Source organism: Natronospira elongata (assembly GCF_034931365.1).
GTDB classification, from domain to species: domain Bacteria; phylum Pseudomonadota; class Gammaproteobacteria; order Natronospirales; family Natronospiraceae; genus Natronospira; species Natronospira elongata.
Genome location: NZ_JAYGII010000021.1, coordinates 1 through 17,708 on the forward strand (window position 1 = coordinate 1; position 17,708 = coordinate 17,708).

13 protein-coding genes are annotated in these 17,708 nt (G+C 64.9%); 2 read left to right on the top strand and 11 right to left on the bottom strand.

Annotation, left to right across the window (positions count from 1 at the left end; all coding sequences use genetic code 11):
• Positions 1-198 precede the first annotated feature (198 nt).
• The 7 genes from VCB98_RS09765 to miaB all read right to left on the bottom strand — a co-directional run bounded on the left by VCB98_RS09765 (position 199) and on the right by miaB (position 12,012).
• Positions 199-1,260 carry a GSU2403 family nucleotidyltransferase fold protein gene (locus tag VCB98_RS09765; protein WP_346052113.1) on the bottom strand — a complete coding sequence of 354 codons (1,062 nt, stop codon included), beginning with the start codon at positions 1,258-1,260 and terminating at the stop codon, positions 199-201.
• A 216-nt stretch (positions 1,261-1,476) separates the two neighbouring features.
• Entirely contained in the window at positions 1,477-3,429 is a 1,953-nt protein-coding gene (locus VCB98_RS09770) for a polysaccharide biosynthesis protein (RefSeq protein ID WP_346052115.1), read from the bottom strand.
• 506 nt (positions 3,430-3,935) lie between these two features.
• Positions 3,936-4,397, bottom strand: a complete 462-nt coding sequence (gene ssb / locus VCB98_RS09775) for a single-stranded DNA-binding protein (protein WP_346052117.1) — start codon at positions 4,395-4,397, stop codon at positions 3,936-3,938.
• An 843-nt stretch (positions 4,398-5,240) separates the two neighbouring features.
• Positions 5,241-6,578: a UDP-glucose dehydrogenase family protein gene (locus VCB98_RS09780; protein WP_346052120.1), complete on the bottom strand. Its 1,338-nt coding sequence runs from the start codon at positions 6,576-6,578 to the stop codon at positions 5,241-5,243.
• Between the two features lie 676 nt (positions 6,579-7,254).
• Positions 7,255-8,463, bottom strand: coding sequence for an MFS transporter (locus tag VCB98_RS09785; protein WP_346052122.1), 1,209 nt, complete (start codon positions 8,461-8,463; stop codon positions 7,255-7,257).
• 354 nt (positions 8,464-8,817) lie between these two features.
• Complete coding sequence (locus VCB98_RS09790; RefSeq protein ID WP_346052124.1) at positions 8,818-10,557, bottom strand: O-antigen ligase family protein; 1,740 nt, start codon at positions 10,555-10,557, stop codon at positions 8,818-8,820.
• A gap of 108 nt (positions 10,558-10,665) precedes the next feature.
• On the bottom strand, positions 10,666-12,012 hold the full coding sequence (gene miaB / locus VCB98_RS09795) for a tRNA (N6-isopentenyl adenosine(37)-C2)-methylthiotransferase MiaB (RefSeq protein WP_346052126.1): 1,347 nt from the start codon (positions 12,010-12,012) through the stop codon (positions 10,666-10,668).
• Positions 12,013-12,292: 280 nt separating this feature from the next.
• Between miaB and VCB98_RS09800 the strand changes: the two genes are divergently transcribed.
• Entirely contained in the window at positions 12,293-13,039 is a 747-nt protein-coding gene (locus tag VCB98_RS09800) for a YdcF family protein (RefSeq protein ID WP_346052128.1), read from the top strand.
• Positions 13,040-13,054: 15 nt separating this feature from the next.
• Here the strand turns inward: VCB98_RS09800 and VCB98_RS09805 are convergent, their stop codons facing one another.
• Together VCB98_RS09805 and VCB98_RS09810 are read right to left on the bottom strand one after the other, a co-directional pair.
• Positions 13,055-13,975, bottom strand: coding sequence for an ATP-grasp fold amidoligase family protein (locus tag VCB98_RS09805; RefSeq protein ID WP_346052130.1), 921 nt, complete (start codon positions 13,973-13,975; stop codon positions 13,055-13,057).
• Positions 13,976-14,069: 94 nt separating this feature from the next.
• Positions 14,070-14,909 (bottom strand): ATP-grasp fold amidoligase family protein, encoded by an 840-nt coding sequence (locus VCB98_RS09810; RefSeq protein WP_346052132.1) that lies wholly within the window; start codon positions 14,907-14,909, stop codon positions 14,070-14,072.
• A gap of 263 nt (positions 14,910-15,172) precedes the next feature.
• Here VCB98_RS09810 and VCB98_RS09815 point away from each other — a divergent pair, with 263 nt between their 5' ends.
• The gene (locus VCB98_RS09815) at positions 15,173-15,616 is read left to right on the top strand and encodes a MarR family winged helix-turn-helix transcriptional regulator (protein WP_346052134.1); all 444 of its coding nucleotides are present in this window, start codon (positions 15,173-15,175) and stop codon (positions 15,614-15,616) included.
• Between the two features lie 231 nt (positions 15,617-15,847).
• Here the strand turns inward: VCB98_RS09815 and traF are convergent, their stop codons facing one another.
• Together traF and VCB98_RS09825 are read right to left on the bottom strand one after the other, a co-directional pair.
• Entirely contained in the window at positions 15,848-17,110 is a 1,263-nt protein-coding gene (gene traF / locus VCB98_RS09820; RefSeq protein WP_346052136.1) for a conjugal transfer protein TraF, read from the bottom strand.
• A 181-nt stretch (positions 17,111-17,291) separates the two neighbouring features.
• Entirely contained in the window at positions 17,292-17,564 is a 273-nt protein-coding gene (locus VCB98_RS09825; protein WP_346052138.1) for an oxidative damage protection protein, read from the bottom strand.
• Positions 17,565-17,708: the final 144 nt, after the last annotated feature.

Genomic DNA, 17,708 nt, shown 5'->3' on the forward strand with positions numbered 1-17,708 from the left:
TACTCCTCGCTCATGTAGCACAGGGGCTACACTACGCTCGTCGCGCCTCGCGAGAGGAAAAATCCCGTTGGCTGCGGGCGCGAATGAATTCATCAGAGGTTCCTTAAGGCTTGATCGCGGATGAATCCGCTCCTACGGCCGGGGGGATGGCTGGCTGCTCTGGGAAGTCGAGGCTGAAGCCTCTTCCACAGTGGGGGATCAGCTGAGGTGCTGGCGGACGAAGTCAGTCTCCGCCGGGTGGCGTTCGGCGCATTTGTCGAGGGCCTTGACCAGGCGGGATCGCCAGCCGGTGCCGCGCTGTTCAATGGCTGATACGGCCTCGGCCAGGCCATCAGGCGCTTCTTCCCGGAGAACCGCGAGTAGCTGCAGGGCCTGGACCCGATCCTTTTCGGATTTGGCGGCAAAGGCCGGTGGCCGGTTTTCGGAGACCAGCAGCTTGTGCAGTGCGAAGCGTTCCGGGTGGGGCACATTCACCAGTGCAAGCTGCTTGCGGCCGATGGCAACGGCCGGCATGGTGTCTTCGATCAGGTAATCGAGAAAGCGTAGCGCGGTGGCCCTGCTCTTGAGAGCCGGTACACGGCGAACGCCCTTGGCCTTGCCGATTTCCGGCGTCAGCAGGTCCACGCGCAGCTCACGGCCACGCACACGAAAGCTGGTTGAAGGTGCTTTGGGATTGAGCGGCGGGACAGGGACGAAGCCCATCTCAAGCCGGGCCAGGACATCCGGCAAGGGCTCGTCGGGTTGCGGGATGGCCAGGCCGATGTCGGATTGCCCGGCGATGTCGATGTCCTGGGTGCGGGTTGGGCTGGCCCAACGCACACCGAGCAGGTTGCCATAGACATGGAAGGCCAGGGTTCCAACCAGAACGCCGTATTCGGAGGATGGGCGGAAGATGCCGGCTTCGGCGAAGGCCACCAGGACCCTGGCGGGCGCGGTGTCGATGGGCGTACCGCCCGCGCCGATGAAGGCGGCCCGCAGCTTCTGAAGCTGGGTGCGGTCCTCACGCTCCTCACTGGACAGCGACAGCGCCTGTTCAATGACCCGGGCCGCCCGCGATTCGCTGGCGCCAAGATAGGCCTGTCGGCGCTGGCCCGCCAGGTCGAGATACTGGTAATAGAGATAATCGCGCCCTTTCACCGTCTTGCGGACGAGGGAACCGGGGCGTTTGCCCATGTCGCTGGCCAATCCCATGCCGAGGGCCAGTTCGCTCAGTTCGGCATACAGCGTCCGGGCGGTGAGGGACAAAGGCGTGTAATGCATCAGCCAATCTCCACTGGAGTTATACGCATAATAGAATTTTATTGCGTATAACTCCAGTCGCCGCCGGTATGGAGCCCGTGTAGCCTGTTTCGGGGGACAAGGGACAAGCGGGAGGACGCGGGCGGCCTCCCGCCGTGGGCGCGAATGAATTAATCAGAGGTTCCTTAAGGCTTGATCGCGGATGAATCCGCTCCTACGGTGGGGTGGGGGGCCGGGTTATTTTATGACGCGCAGGCTGGTGGGGAGTTTGGCCTGGTCCTGGGGGCTGTCGGACAGGGTTTGGTCGTGGCGCGGTTCGGCCTCGTCGCGGCGGCGGTTGAATTCGGGGACGAGACGGCCGAGGGCGTCGAGGACGCCGGTTTCGCTGCGGGCGAGCGCCGCGCTGGTCAGGGCCTCGACGTTTTCCTCGATGCCGGCGGCGATGTCGTTGTTGTCGGCCAGGAGCAGTTTGCTGTGGCCGGTGCCGTGCAGGGTTTCGGTGTCGTAGAAGAGTTGTTCTTCCAGCTTTTCGCCGGGGCGCAGGCCGGTGTAGACGATCTTGATGTCCTCGCCGGGGGTGAGCCCGGAGAGGCGGATCATGTTCTCGGCCAGTTCCCGGATCAGGATGGGCTGGCCCATTTCCAGCACGAAGACTTCCCCGCCGCGGCTCAGGGCCGTGGCCTGGATGATCAGGCCGGTGGCTTCCTCGATGGTCATGAAAAAGCGCTTGACCTCGGGGTGGGTAACGGTGACCGGCCCGCCCTCGCGGATCTGGCGCTCGAACAACGGAATCACCGAGCCGGCTGAGCCGAGCACATTGCCGAAGCGGGTGATGAGATAGCAGGTGTCCGGGTGGCGCTTTTGCAGCGACAGGCACAAGAGTTCTGCAGCGCGCTTGGAGGCGCCCATGACGTTGGTGGGGTGGACGGTCTTGTCGGTGGAGACCAGCACGAACTTGCGCACACCAAAGTGGCCGGCGGCCTCGGCGATGATGCGGGTGCCCAAGGTGTTGTTGCGCACACCCTCGACCACATTGCTCTCGAGCATGGGGACGTGCTTGTAGGCGGCCGCGTGCAGGACGATATCCGGCTTTTTCTGCCGGAACAGGGCCTGGACCCGGGCCTGATCGCAGACATCGCCGAGGACGAAGTCGATGGGCGCCTGACTGCGGGCCATGGACAGGGCGTGCTCGGCCTCGTAGAGGTTGTATTCGGACTGGTCGAAGACCACCAGGCGGGCCGGTTCGTGGCCCAGCACGCGCTTGCACAGCTCCAGGCCGATGGAGCCGCCCCCGCCGGTGACCAGCACCGTCTTGTTGCGAACGGTGGCGGCGATGGCGCCGTCGTCGAGGTTGACCGGGTCGCGGCCGAGCACATCCTCGGTGGTGACCGGGCGCAGGCCTCCGAAGCCGTTGCCCTCCTCGTCCTCGGTCATGCTCGCGCTGACCTGGCAATGGACACCGGCCTCGTTGGCCTGGGCAAGGATTCGGGAGTAGGTCTTACGGCCCGGCTTGGGAATGGCGACGATGACCTGGTCGGCCCGCTTGCGCCGGCAGAGTTCGGCGAGCTGGCTGGTGGGGCCGAGCACGCGCACGCCGTAGATTTCGGTGCCCCATTTGTTGGGGTCATCATCCACCAGGCCGACCGGGCGCAGGCTGGTATAGACGCGCAGGCCGCGCAGGACGTGCTCGCCGTTCTTGCCGGCGCCGACCACGATCACGTTCTGGACGCCGCGTTCCTCGCGCCGGTGGATGTGGTATTCCTTGAGCGCCCGGTAGAAGGCCCGCGCGCCGCCGGTGCCGCCGAGCAGGAAGAGCGGATAGAGGAAGATCACCGAGCGCGGCACGCCGGCAAGGCGGTCGTAGATGAACAGGGCGGCGAGGGTGATGAGCGCACCCACGGCGACGGCCTTGGACAGGCGCACCAGGTCGGGCATGGAGGCGAAGCGCCAGACGCCGCGGTAGGCGCCGAAGGCCCAGAAGGTGAGCATGTGGGCCGGGATGGCGACCGCGGCCAGGATGAGCATGGGGAGCCAGAAGTCCGCCGGGATGGGGCCGAGGTTGAAGCGGACCCAGAAGGCGGCGGCAATGGCCAGGGGGACCCAGAGGGCATCATGGGCAATGATCAGGGCACGGCGAATCCGCCGTGGCTGATGGTTGCTGTTGTGTTGCGGTTTCTGAGCACCCTTCATTGGGCTTCAACCTCCCCAGCGCCTATCGTCCGTGTCAGGCGGATAAAAATGGAACCGGCGTGACCCTGTCGGCGGTGACAGGGGCACTCCCCCCCCCAGAGCGCCACACCGAGAGTGGTAAGGATAGCTTGGGGAAGGGGTTTAGTGAAGTGCTGAGTGCTGAGTGCTGAGTGCTGAGGGGATCCCCCTCTGTCTCCCCCTTCCGAGCGGAGCTCGCAAGGGGGAGGACCTTGTAAGTGGCTCCGGGGTCGATTCAACCGCCACGGCCCCGCCGAAGGGCCCTCCCCCTTGCCGCCGAATGGCGGGAAGGGGGAGATGGAGGGGGATTGAAGGACCACGGCAGTGCCTTTGTCCCTGATCCCCCTCTGTCTCCCCCTTCCGAGCGGAGCTCGCAAGGGGGAGGACCTTGTAAATGGCTCCGGGGTCGATTCAACCGCCACGGCCCCGCCGAAGGGCCCTCCCCCTTGCCGCCGGTGGCGGGAAGGGGGAGTCGGAGGGGGATTTCCCTAGAACGGAATATCGTCGTCGAAGTCGGTGTCACTCATGCCGCCGGCGCTGCTTTGGGCGGCGGGTTGTTGCTGGCCCTGGTTCTGGGCCGGGGGGCGTTGGCTGAATTCGCCGCCACCGCTGCGCGAGTCGAGCATCTGCATCTCGTTGGCGACGATTTCGGTGGTGTAGCGGTCAACACCGTCCTGGCCCTGCCATTTGCGGGTCTGAATGCGGCCTTCGAGATAGACCTTGGAGCCCTTGCGCAGATATTCGCCGGCGATTTCGGCAAGCTTGCCGAAAAAGACCACCCGGTGCCATTCGGTGCGTTCCTGCTGTTCGCCGGTCTGCTTGTCCCGCCATTGTTCGGAGGTGGCCACGCGGATGTTGGTGACCGCCGCGCCGGAGGGGGTGTATTTGGTTTCCGGGTCGGCACCCAGGTTACCGACGATGATGGCTTTGTTGACGCCTCTGCTGGCCATTGCTTGTTCCCCTGAATGTGGTTGTTGCGACTGTGGAGGATTCTACGGGATTCGGGGGGGTGAATCATTAGGGGAATTTTGATGGGGGGTGTGGGGGTGGGATTACAGAGTGTGAGTTCTGAGTGCTGAGTTCTGGGGGATCCCCCTCTGTCTCCCCCTTCCGAGCGGAGCTCGCAAGGGGGAGGACCTTGTGGATGGCTCGGGGTGGATTCAGCCGCCGCGGCTTCGCCGGAGGGCCCTCCCCCTTGCCGCCGAATGGCGGGAAGGGGGAGTCGGAGGGGGATTGAAAGACCATGGCACTGCCCACTTCCTGATCCCCCTCTGTCTCCCCCTTCCGAGCAAAGCTCGCAAGGGGGAGGACCTTGTGGATGGCCTGGGGGTGGATTCAACCGCCGCGGCTTCGCCGGAGGGCCCTCCCCCTTGCCGCCGAATGGCGGGAAGGGGGAGTCGGAGGGGGATTGAAAGACCACGGCACTGCCCACTTCCTGATCCCCCTCTGTCTCCCCCTTCCGAGCAAAGCTCGCAAGGGGGAGGACCTTGTGGATGGCTTGGGGTGGATTCAACCGCCGCGGCTTCGTCGAAGGGCCCTCCCCCTTGCCGCCGGAGGCGGGAAGGGGGAGACGGAGGGGGATTCATTGGCCACGGCACTGCCCACTTCCTGATCCCCCTCTGTCTCCCCCTTCCGAGCAAAGCTCGCAAGGGGGAGGACCTTGTAGGTGGCCTGGGGGTGGATTCAACCGCCGCGGCTTCGTCGAAGGGCCCTCCCCCTTGCCGCCGGAGGCGGGAAGGGGGAGACGGAGGGGGATTGAAAGACCCTGGGGTTTCTCAGCCGCGTCGCCGCCCTCAGGCCTTGCGGCCGATGCCGGTGTATTCGAAGCCGAGGACTTTCATCTGGGACGGCTCGTACTGGTTGCGGCCGTCGAAGATGATTTTTTGTTTCATCTTTTGGGCCAGGGTGTCGAAGTCCGGCTGGCGGAAGGGCTTCCATTCGGTGACCAGGACCAGGGCGTCGATGCCGTTGGTGGCCTCGTATTGGTGATCCACCAGCTTGAGCTTGCCGGACTCGAACCACTCGGCGGGGAGTTCCGCGCGGGCGGTGTCCATGGCTTCGGGGTCGTAGGCGAGCACGGTGGCGCCGCGTTCGATGACGTGGGCGAGGACTTCCTTGGCCGGGGCCTCGCGCATGTCGTCGGTGCCGGGCTTGAAGGCCAGACCCCAGAGGCCGAAGGTGAGCCCGGAGAGGTCGTCGCCGAAGCGGGCGCTGATCTTGCGGTTGAGGCTTTTCTTCTGCTCGGCATTGCGACGTTCCACCGCATCCAGGATGGCCGGGTCGAAGCCCTGCTCTTTCGCGGTCTGGATCAGGGCCTTGACGTCCTTGGGAAAGCAGGAGCCGCCGTAACCGCAGCCGGGGTAGATGAAGCTGTAGCCGATGCGCGGGTCGGAGCCGATGCCGTGGCGGACCTGTTCGATGTCCACGTCCAGGGCTTCGGCGAGACTGGCCATTTCGTTCATGAAGGAAATCTTGGTGGCCAGCATGGCGTTGGCGGCGTACTTGGTCATTTCCGCGTCGCGCCGGCCCATGTAGAGGATGCGGTCATTTTTGGAGGTGAAGGGGGCGTAGAGCTTGCCCATGACTTCCCGCGCCCATTCGCTGTCGGTGCCGATGATGACCCGGTCGGGGCGCATGAAGTCGGCGACGGCGGCACCTTCCTTGAGGAATTCCGGGTTGGAGATGACCTCGAATGCAATATTCGCCCCGCGCTTTTCCAGGGCCTCGCGCACGGTGGCCTCGACCTTCTCGCCGGTGCCGACGGGGACGGTGCACTTGTCCACGATGATGGCCGGGCGCTGGATGGTTTCGCCCAGCTGGCGGGCCACGGCCATGACGGCGGACAGGTCGGCGGAGCCGTCGGCGGCGGGGTTGGTGCCCACGGCGATGAAGAAGATGTCGGCGGTCTCGGCGGCTTCGGCCAACTGGGTGGTGAAGCGCAGGCGGCCTTCCTCAATGTTGCGGGGCAGCATGTCCGGCAGGCCGAGTTCATAGATGGGGCATTCGCCCTGTTTCATGCGTTCGACTTTTTCGGCGTCCGTGTCCACGCAGATGACGGTGTTGCCCATCTCGGCGAAGCAGGCTCCGGTGACCAGGCCTACGTATCCGGTGCCGACGACTGCGATGTTCATTCCGTGCTCCCTTGGGGCTGAGTGCTTTCTAGTGGCGAAAGGCGCGCATTGTAGCGGATGTTAGGAGTGAGGGGTTAGGGGTTAGGGGTGGGGGAGTTCTGAGTTCTGAGTTCTGAGTTCTGAGTTCTGAGTTCTGAGTGCTGAGTGCTGAGTGCTGAGTGCTGGGGGATCCCCCTCTGTCTCCCCCTTCCGAGCAGAGCTCGCAAGGGGGAGGACCTTGTAAGGAGCTTTGGGGTGGATTCCGGTGACTGTGCCTTCGAAGGGCCCTCCCCCTTGCCGCCGGAGGCGGGAAGGGGGAGTCGGAGGGGGATTCAATGAACCGGGCACTGCGCTCGGACCTGATCCCCCTCTGTCTCCCCCTTCCGAGCAGAGCTCGCAAGGGGGAGGACCTTGTAAGGGGCTTTGGGGTGGATTCCGGCAACTGTGCCTTCGAAGGGCCCTCCCCCTTGCCGCCGGGGGCGGGAAGGGGGAGTCGGAGGGGGATTCAATGAACCGGGCACTGCGCTCGGACCTGATCCCCCTCTGTCTCCCCCTTCCGAGCGGAGCTCGCAAGGGGGAGGACCTGGTAAGAGGCTTTGGGGTGGATTCCGGCAACTGTGCCTTCGAAGGGCCCTCCCCCTTGCCGCCGGCGGCGGGAAGGGGGAGTCGGAGGGGGATTCAAAGACCCGGGCGCTTCTTAGCTGTTCCTGGGCCGGCAGGCGGTGGCCATCAGGAGGAGCCAGAGGGTCATTAGGGCGGCGGCGAGGCCGAGGGTGGTGGGGATGTTGGTGAAGCCTAGGAAGAGGCCGCCGCCGGCGCCGCCGACGAAGGCGCCGAGGAATTGGGCGGTGGAGTAAAGGCCGAGGGCCGCGCCGCGGCGGTCTTCGGGGACGACCTGGCTGACCCGGGCCGGGAGGTGGGCTTCCATGAAGGTGAAGCCGATGAAGAATAGCCACAGCCCGGCAATCACCGGCCAGGCGCTGCTGTTGGCGAAGGCCATGACGGCGAGCCCGGCGGCGACCTGGGCGAGGGCAAGCAGGACCATGCCGTGGGCGCGGGTGCCGCGCTCGGCTTTGAGGACCATGGGCACCATGCAGAGCACGGCGGCGATCAGGACCGGGAGATAGATCTGCCAGTGGCCGGAGACGGCCAGGCCGGTGCTGTCGCGGAGCAGGCCCGGGAGGATGACGAAGCCGGCGGTGAGGACCATGTGCAGCATGAAGATGCCCATGGTCAGGCCGGTGAAGCCGGGCTGGCGGAAGAGATCCAGGCCGAGGCGGCCGCCCTGCCCTGTCGCGGCCGGGGCGCCGTTGGGTGCGCCCCGGGGGACGGTGAGCAGCAGCCAGCCGGCGGCGGCGATGCCGAGCACGGCGGTGAGCAGGAAGATGCCGGGGACGCCGATGAGCCCTTCCAGCAGGGGGCCGAGAACCATGGACAGGCCAAAGGCGCCGCCGATGCTGGCACCGATGACGGCCATGGCGCGGGTGCGGAAACGCGCCGGGGTGATGTCGGCCACCAGCGCGGTGATGGCGGCGGCGATGGCGCCGGCGCCCTGCAGGGCACGGCCGGCAATTACGCCCCAGATGGTTTCCGCCGAGGCCGCCACCAGCCCGCCGGCGGCGAAGATCAACAGCCCGGCGACGATAATGCGCCGGCGGCCGAAGCGATCCGAGAGTGCGCCCATGGGGATCTGGAACAGGGCCTGGGTGATGCCATAGACGCCGAGGGCGAGGCCGATCAGGGCCGGGGTGGCATCGGGGAGGTCGGCGGCCCAGACGGCCAGCACCGGGAAGACCATGAAGATGCCCAGCATGCGCAGGGCAAAGACCCCGGAGAGGGCGCCGACGGCGCGCCAGTTGGGTTGGTCCTGTGGGGTGGCTTCGGTTTTGGGGGTTGGGGTGTTCACGGGGCGGGGATTTTAGCATGGGAGCGGCGAGCTTCGAGCGGCGAGCTGTGGGATCCCCCTCTGTCTCCCCCTTCCGAGCGGAGCTCGCAAGGGGGAGGACCTTGTAAGTGGCTTGGGGGTGGGTTTTGGCGACTGCACATTCGAAGGGCCCTCCCCCTTGCCGCCGGAGGCGGGAAGGGGGAGATGGAGGGGGATTGAAGGGCCTTGGCAGTGCCCGCTTCCCGATCCCCCTCTGTCTCCCCCTTCCGAGCGGAGCTCGCAAGGGGGAGGACCTTGTAAGTGGCTTGGGGGTGGATTTAGAACCATTGCGCGGATGAATCCGCGCCTACAGGGGGCTGCGATTAGGCCCCGGTTCTATTTCCAAAAAACCAAGCGGTTTTGGCACCAGTCCTGGGGCTGGCGGGTCTTGTCGGTCAGGTAGAGGGTCAGGGCCATGAACAGGGCGATGGTGATGACGTGCAGGTTCATGGACAGGCCGGCTTCGGTGATGAAGGCGCAGGCCAGGGCGACCCAGGCGGCGGCCATGGGGATGCCGGGGTAGTCGGGGCTTCTCGGCTGGCCTTCCCGGCGGCGCAGGGAGAGGTAGATCAGCACGAACAGCAGCAGCATGAGTGCGGCGATGCCGCCCAGGCCCCGGGTGGCGAGTGAATCCAGGTACTCGCTGTGGGCGTGGGAGTAGGGTTCGATGATGGGCGCGGCCATTCCCTGCTCGATCCAGGGGCCGGTGACGGCGCGGAAGGCGCCGGTGCCGTGGCCGAAGAGCGGCTTCTCGCCAAAACCAATCATGGCGAAGCGCCACATTTCCAGGCGCTTGGGCATGGAACCGATCACATGGGGGTAGCGGTATTCGCCGGGGAACAGGGCCTCGGGGGTCCATTCCAGCCAGCCGCCGGCGTCGATGCGGATGTCGATGTACTGTCCGGCCGACAGGCCCGGACGCAGGTCGATGGCGCTCAGCTCGCGGGGCACGGTCTGCCAGTCGCCGCCGGCGACGCGGATTCGGGCACCTTCGCCACGTGCGTGAACCCGGGCGGGGGTGGGTTCGGCCTGGTCGTGGACGCTGCGGTAGAGGCGCGCGGTGGCTTCATGGACGGCTTCGGCGGTGACCGGTTGGAAACGGTAACGGACGCCAGCGCCGCAGGGGCCCTCCTCCTCGATGACGCGGGGCTGCTCGAGCGCGGTGGCGCGGAAACCGGTGCTGGCAAGCGTCGCTTCCAGCAGGGTGGCGTTGTCCATGCAGCCGGGCTCGGCGACTGCCTCCCGGGGCGGCATCGTGGCCTCGGTTTCGGCGTAGCGCTCGATTTCGTTGAAGCCTTCGAAGATCCGCTGGGTGATACCGTTCTGGGCCACCAGGACGACGGCCGCCAGCAGGATCGCGGGCCCGCCGAGGAAGACGGCAGCGGCGCGGCGGTCACCATTGCGAGCGAAAAGAATGGCGAGCACGAAGATACCGCCGGCCACCGCCAAAAGCCCCGCGCGCACACCGGAGCCGATCACGCCCACCAGGGCGAGCGCCGCGCCGAGGGCGAGGAACAGGGCCAGGGCCTTTTCCTGGCGATATTGCCAGGCGGCGCCGGCCACGGCCGTCGCAATCATGGCGCTGATGATGCCGTAGCTCATGATGTGGGCATCACCGGCAACCCGGTGATTGAGGCCCTCGCCCACCTGCCAGAGCTCGACCAGGGCGGCAATGCCGATGGCGATGCCGGCCAGGCCCAGGCTCGCCCAGATCAGGCGCTTGGGCGGGCGGGCCCAGATGAGGGTGATGAGGAAGGGGAGGAAGAACAGCAGGCGGTAATGGCGGGCCATGCGGTCGATGCCGCCTTCCACGAAGGCATTGGCCGCCCAGGTGAAGATGCCCACGCCGAGAAAGGCGAATACCGCCCACAGCCAGCGGTGGCCGTCGATGTTGGTGAAGCGGAGAAAGCCCATGCGCACGCCGAACCAGAGCCCGGGCAGGCCGGCCAGCAGCAGGGTGAGGTTGCGCCCATCCCGCCACAGCAACAGCAGCATGGGCGAGATCAGCAGACAGACGATGAAAAAGCGGTGGACGTTGCCAAGGCCAGACCACCACTCCCTGGTTTCCCGGAGCATCACGCTCTCCCCTTTCCAGAAGTCTTGGATTCGGGGGAGATTATCAGGCTAGCCCGACTCTATCCATCATGCTGGCGTGGGGCCTGCCCGGGGCAGGCCGAAGCCGGCTCAGCCGGCCTGCTTGATGGCCTCGTCGCTGAGGCGCCCGCGCAGGCTGTTGGGCATGGCTTCGGTGATGACCACGTCCACGAACTGCCCGATCAGCGCCTCGGGGGCATCGAAGTTGACCCAGCGCATGTTCTCGGTGCGCCCGGCGAGCTGGCGCTCGTCCTTCTTGGAGTGCTTTTCCACCAGCACCCGCTGGGTGGTGCCCACCATGGCTTCGCTGATCGCCCGGGCCTGCTTGTTGACCCGGTCCTGGAGCAGGGCCAGGCGGCGCTTTTTCTCTTCCAGGCTGACGTCGTCTTCGAAGCTCGCCGCCGGGGTGCCGGGGCGGCGGCTGTAGATGAAGGAAAAGCTCTGGTCGAAGCCGACATCGGCGATCAGCTGCATGGTGTCGTTGAAGTCTTTCTCGGTCTCGCCGGGGAAGCCGATGATGAAATCCGAGGAAATGCTGATGCCGGGGCGGGCCTCGCGCAGCTTGCGGATCTTCTGCTTGTATTCGAGGGCCATGTGGCCGCGCTTCATGGCGGCGAGGATGCGGTCGGAGCCGCTTTGCACCGGCAGGTGGAGATAGCCGGCGAGCTCGGGCACGTCGCGATAGGCCTCAATGAGATCGTCGGTGAATTCCACCGGGTGGGAGGTGGTGAAGCGAATCCGCTCGATGCCGTCGATCTTGGCGGCGTAGCGGATCAGCAGGCCTAATGAGGCGGTGCCGCCGTCGGCCATGGGGCCCTGGTAGGCGTTGACGTTCTGGCCGAGGAAGGTGATCTCGCGCACACCCTGCTCGGCGAGCTGCACGGTCTCGGCGATGACATCGTCAAAGGGGCGGGAGATTTCCTCGCCACGGGTGTAGGGGACCACGCAGAAAGTGCAGTACTTGGAGCAGCCTTCCATGACCGAGACGAAGGCGGTGGGGCCTTCCGCCCGGGGCTCTGGCAGCTTGTCGAATTTCTCGATCTCGGGGAAGGAGACATCCACCACCGGCTGTTTCTTGGCCCGCGCTTCTTCGACCATGGCCGGCAGGCGGTGCACGGTCTGCGGGCCGAAGACCATGTCCACGAAATCGGCCCGCTGGACGATGGCCTCCCCTTCCTGGCTGGCGACACAGCCGCCCACGCCGATCACGAGGTTTTCATTGGCCTGTTTGAGGTCCTTCCAGCGGCCGAGCTGGGAGAAGACCTTTTCCTGGGCCTTTTCCCGCACCGAGCAGGTGTTGAGCAGGATGACGTCCGCCTCGCGGGGGTCCTGGGTCACGCTCATGCCATGGGCGTCGACGAGGACATCCACCATTTTGGCGGAGTCGTATTCGTTCATCTGGCAGCCGTGGGTTTGGACGAAGAGCTTGCCGGGCATGGGCGTTCACCGGGGGTGTTGCTGGGTTTGGAAGACTGGGGATTATATCAGGGGTTAGGGGTGAGGAGTTAGGGGTTAGGGGGTGGGATGGCCCTTGGCCGTAGGAGCGAATTTATTCGCGATTGGGGGGCTGACTCTGACGCCGGTTCGCGGATGAATCCGCTCCTACGGCTTGATACGTGCCCCTAACCCAAAAACAAAACCTTGGCCGGGCGCGGCGATCTGTCTCTTCATGGGTTAAAATTCGCCTGCAGTCACCAACACGGAACCCCTATCTGGAATGGCTAACGGTCTCTCCTTTCTGCTCTCCCCTCTCGCCATTGTGCTGGTCCTGCTGCTCGTGGGCGGCGGGCTGGTCGTGACGGGCTGGCGGAGCTGGGGTTTGGTGTTGGGGGCCTGTGGGGTTTTGATTCTGGGGCTGGCTTCCAATGAGCCCTTTGCGCGGGCCCTGCTGCTGCCGCTGGAGCGTCAGTACGAGCCGCTGGAGAGTCCGGAGGCGCTGGCCGATGTGGGTTGGGTGGTGGTGCTGGGTTCCTATGCCTCGGATGCCTCGGAGCGGCCTGCCACCACGCGTCTTTCCGGGGTTGCGGCGCTGCGTCTGATGGAGGGGATGCGGGTGCATCAGGCCATTGAGGACAGCCGTTTGCTGCTCTCGGGCGGGACTGCCTTTGCGGGTGCGCCCAGCGCCACGGTGATGAGCCGGGCCGCGCTTTCCCTGGGGGTGGATCCGGCGCGGATGGAGACCCAGCCGGGGCCCGGCAATACCCGCGAGGAGGCTCGGGCACTGGCCGAGAGGCTGGGAGGTGAGTCCTTTGTGCTGGTGACCTCGGCCTCGCATATGCCCCGGGCCATGGCTCTCGCCCGCAAGCAGGGCCTGGAGCCGATACCGGCACCCACGGTCTGGCGGACCCGGGGGGGCAGGCCGACGCGACTGCTACTGCCGACCGCCAATGCCCTGGCCATGACCGAGCGGGCCATCCACGAATATCTCGGCCTGGGCTGGGCCTGGCTGCGCGGCGAAATCTGAACCGCCGCCGGCTGACTAGCGGGCCAGTTCCGGTTGCCTGCCGAGGCCGAGTCGGACCCCCGGCCCGGGAAGACGCCAGTGGCGCCCGAGCTCGAAATCAAATTGGCTGGGATCGAAACAACGCCGCCCGGAGCCTGGGTAAGCGGTGAGCTCGCCAAGGTAGATCCGCCCCCCGACCAGATAGAGATCCACCCGCATGAAATCAAAGGGCTGGGCCAGACGCTCGGCCAGGGCCAGCATCTCCGGATAGCGCTCGGGGCACGGCAGGGGGTCGCTGCCGCGCCCGTCGCCGTCGACTTCCAGAAAGCGCCAGTCGCGGTCGAATTCCGAGCGGCAATGATTGCCGAAGCGGTCCTGATGGACCTGAATCAGGCGCGTGCGCCCGCCGAAGACCAGGAATTTGTAGTCCGGCGGGGGCTGACCGTTCTCGCCTTCCAGCCAGGCCTCGACCATGACCCTTGGCTTGAGCTGAGAGTAGGCCCATTCATGGTGGCGAATGCGGTGGGCGGGCTCGGCCAGCCAGTGGGCGACGCGCTCGCGGACCTCGCCGATGTCACGGTCCAGGCCCTCGGGAAACAGCATCACGCGGCCGGAGGAATGGGTCGGCTTGATCACGCAGGGACGGGCAAGGTCGGCCTCCGTCATGGCCTCGGGCTTGTTGTAGAGGCCGTAGAGGGGAACCAGGTGCTCCTCGGCGCGCTCGCGTCCCAACTGCTCAATGGCGTAGCCTCTCAGCAACCACTTGTCGGTCACGCGGGCGAGCTGGGGATTGCGATCAAACAGCTTGCGCCAGACGATTTTCTCGTTGTAACTGCGCGGTCGGCGCAGGCGGGGCCAGTAACCCACGTCGCGCTTGAAGCGTCTTCGTTCCAGCGGATAGGCCAATAAACGGTCCAGAGCGGCTTCCAGCCGGTAGCCAAGCGATTTAAGCAGCATTCCCCTCTCCCTCGAATCCTTTCTTCTGAATCTTCCCCCCGGCAGCGGGTTGAGTTTGCACCTGTTGGACCAATTTTTCAAAGGCCGGATGGTTCTAAGCGGGGATGCGCCATTTGCTGCCAAGCTGGAAATCGAAGTCGGTGGGAGAGAAATGGCCGCGGCCAGAGGCCGGATAGCAGGTGAGTTCACCGAAGTAGATGTGGCCGTCGATGTTGTAAAGATCCACGCGCATGAAATCGAAACCGGCGGCGGCGCGCTCGGCCAGATCGCGCATCGTGTCGAACCCCGACGGACGGGGCAGATCCGGGCCGCGGGGAAATTCGTACTCCAGGTCGAGATGCCGCCAGTCCCGGTCGAAGACGGACCGGCGGTGACCCTGGAAGCGGTCCAGGTCCACATGCACCATCTCCAACCGGCCGTGAAAGACGAAGAACTTGTAATCAGGGGGCGCCTGGCCACTGCCGTCATCCAGCAGTTCTTCCACCATGATGCGGGGCTGGAGACAGGTGTAGACCCACTCGTGGCGGCGAATGCCGTAATCGTATTCCCTCAACCACTGATTGCATTGGGCTTGAACAGCCTTGCTGCCGGGCTCATGGTCGTCACCCCGCAGGAACATCACCCGGCCCGACGAGTGGCTGGGCTTGATGACGCAGGGGCGAGTGAGCTGATCCAGTTGCAGTTCCTCCGCCCGCTCGCATACCTGCTGGAGGGGTACGAGGTGGGGCTCGGCCTGGTCGCGACCGAGAACCTCGCAGAGGTAGTCGCGGACCTCAACCTTGTCGGCAACACGGACGAAATCCGGATTGCGGTCAAAGAGTTTGCGCCAGACAATCTTCTCGTTGAAGCTTCGGGGCTGGCGGAGGTTTGGCGGGTAGCCATGCCGGCGACGGAAGCGGCGGCGCTCACGCGGAAAACCCAATGCACGGTCCAACCCCGCTATCCAGTGCTGACCCCTTTGGCTGAAAGACATACCTGCCCCTGCTTGTGTCGGTAGAATTATCTTTCTCTGGTCCGATTCTCCCGATCTTTCCTTGCAGGTAGAATGGCTCGAGAATCAGAGAGTATCGACGCTTTGCAGTCCGGGGAAAAGGGTAATCCACTGGCTCCGTGAACCAAGCCTCCTGCAGGGACAGTGAGGCCGGGCCTGCTACAGTCTGTGTTCGATGTCGAGAAACTGGCCGCTGGACGATAACAATGACGCCCGAAGAAGCTGCCCGAGAACCCTTCATGACCCTGATCCGGGAATTGGTCCGGACCTATCAGGCCTTTGAGTCCTATGCCATTCCCGATATCCGCCGCCACGGCTTCAATCCGGCGGAGTTCGATGTGCTCATGACGCTGGGCAATACTCCCGGGATGACCCTGACTGAGCTGGGCGAGAGTACCTTGCTGTTCAAGACCACGTTGACCAGTGTGGTGGATCGCCTCCAGCGCAAGGGCCTGGTGCAGCGGGTTCCCTGCGAGGAGGATCGGCGACGGACCTATGCCCGGCTGACCGAGAAGGGTGAGGCGACCTTTCGGGAGGTGTTTCCGGCGCATATTGTGCATCTGAAGGAGCGGATGGGGCAGATTCCAGTGCGCGAGCGGAACAGGCTGGTGAAGGCGCTTCGGGAAGTTCGGTCTTATCTTGATGGCTAGAGTCTGATCCCCCTCCGTCTCCCCCTTCCCGCCGCCGGCGGCAAGGGGGAGGGCCCTTCGATGAGGCAGTCGCCTGAATCCATCCCCAATCCACTTACAAGGTCCTCCCCCTTGCGAGCTCCGCTCGGAAGGGGGAGACAGAGGGGGATCAAGCTCCCGATCGGGAATGAATTCGCTCCGGCGACGGATTGGCAGGGCCTTGTTTTGCTCGAAGCTCGCCGCTCGCTGCTCTCAAAACCTGACGCCGAACTGCATGGCGGCGCCGAAGGAGTCGCCGGCGTCGCCGCTGAGGGCGAGGTCGAAATGGCTGCGGCGGCTGGACAGGCCGATCCCCAGGGAGATGTTGCCCTCTTCCAGCACCCGCTCATAACGATACCCGCCCCGCAAGCTGAGCCAGCGCAGGGGACGATGCTCAACCCCCATGGCAAGGTATTGCTTGGCCGGGTCAAAGCCAATGGCCACGGTCTCATTGAGGTCCATGTCCACGGCCACCGTCCAGCGCGGATTCTGCCAGGCCAGGCCGCCGCGAAAGGTGGGCCTCAGGGGCACCTGATTGCCCAGCACGGTGCGGTAGTCGCGGGGAATCAGATTGCGCACCATCATGCCGGCGGTCCAGCCGTCGTCGAGCTCGTGAATCACGCCCAGGTCCACGTTGACATCGGCGTGAATGAGGCGCTGGTCATCAAGCTCGAAGTTCTCGGTGCGCGCCCTTTCCACATCCGTTTCCCAATCCAATGTATCAATCTGCAGGGACTTCAGGTTGACCCCCAGGTAGGTCCGGGGTTGCTGGGGAATTCGAGCCCCCACGCTGAGCCCGACTTCTCTGACCATGGCCCCGCGCAGGGCAAAATCGGAAGTCAGATCGTCCCCCACATCTGGCAGCTCGAGGTCGGGCGGTATGACTTCCTCGTCGATGATATCCATGAGCACTTCGATGAAGTCGATGACCTGTCTTACCTGGGAAATATCTTCCTGGCTGATGCGCAGTTCCATGCCGACAACGGCGTTCTGACGAATGCTGGCGCCGAAGCCGAAGCGTTCACCAGGGGCCCCCAGATTGAAGCCGGCGCTGGCGGCCAGGCGCAGGGGTTTGTCGGACAGACTCTGGTAGTCATCCAGGAGCTCATCGGCGGTGCGGAATACGGCACGCAGGTCCTGGCGGGTGACGCTTTGATCACTGATTCGAGCTTCCAGTTGATCCAGGGATTGTTTCAGACGGGACTGGTTGTCGTTTTCCTGGAAGCGGTCCAGGGAGTCGAGAAAGCCGTCCCGGTCAATCAGGCGAATGCCACCAAAGGCCCGGCTGAATGCGCGATCATCCCGCCGCCCTTCGATCTGGGGGTTGCCCGCCAGGCGCGCCGGGTTGAAGGCGGGGGCATTGTAGGGCCGGGTTGCGGCCACCCAGGCGCCACCCAGTGACATGGAGCGCGGGTCGAGGCTGGTGAAGGCATTGGCCAGGGCCTGGGTGGAGCTTAGGGCCAGGATTGTGGCCAAGAGGATGCCGAGGCGGATTGGGGGGTGGCGTTTTGGCATCGGGCCATTATTAGGAGAATGGGGAGCAAGGAGCAAGGAGCGGGTGGTATCCCGCCGTAGGAGCGAATTCATTCGCGATTGAGACTCCGACAGAGCCTGATCGCGGATAAATCCGCTCCTACGGTGGGGAGGTGTAGGGACGTTATTCCGGGGGCACGTAGCCTTCCGGTTTAGTGACCTTGTCATTGCTGAAGAAGAACTTTTCCATTTGCTCTTCCAGGAACTTGCGGGCCGAGGGCTCGATGGGGGAAAGGCGGTATTCGTTGATCAGCATTGTCTGGTGGTTGAGCCATTGCTGCCAGGCGGCCTTGGAGACGTTTTCATAGATGCGCTTGCCCAGGTCCCCGGGGTATGGCGGACGGTCGAGGCCTTCGGCTTCGGTTCCGAGGAGGACGCAGTTTACTTTTCGGGTCATGGGGGTTTCCGGGGTTGGGGTTTGTGGTTGGGGGAGATTTTATCAGTTTGGGATGGGGGTCTACGAGAGACGCCACCGTCCGTAGGAGCGAATTCATTCGCGATTGGGGCCGATACAACCGCTGAATCGCGAATGAATTCGCTC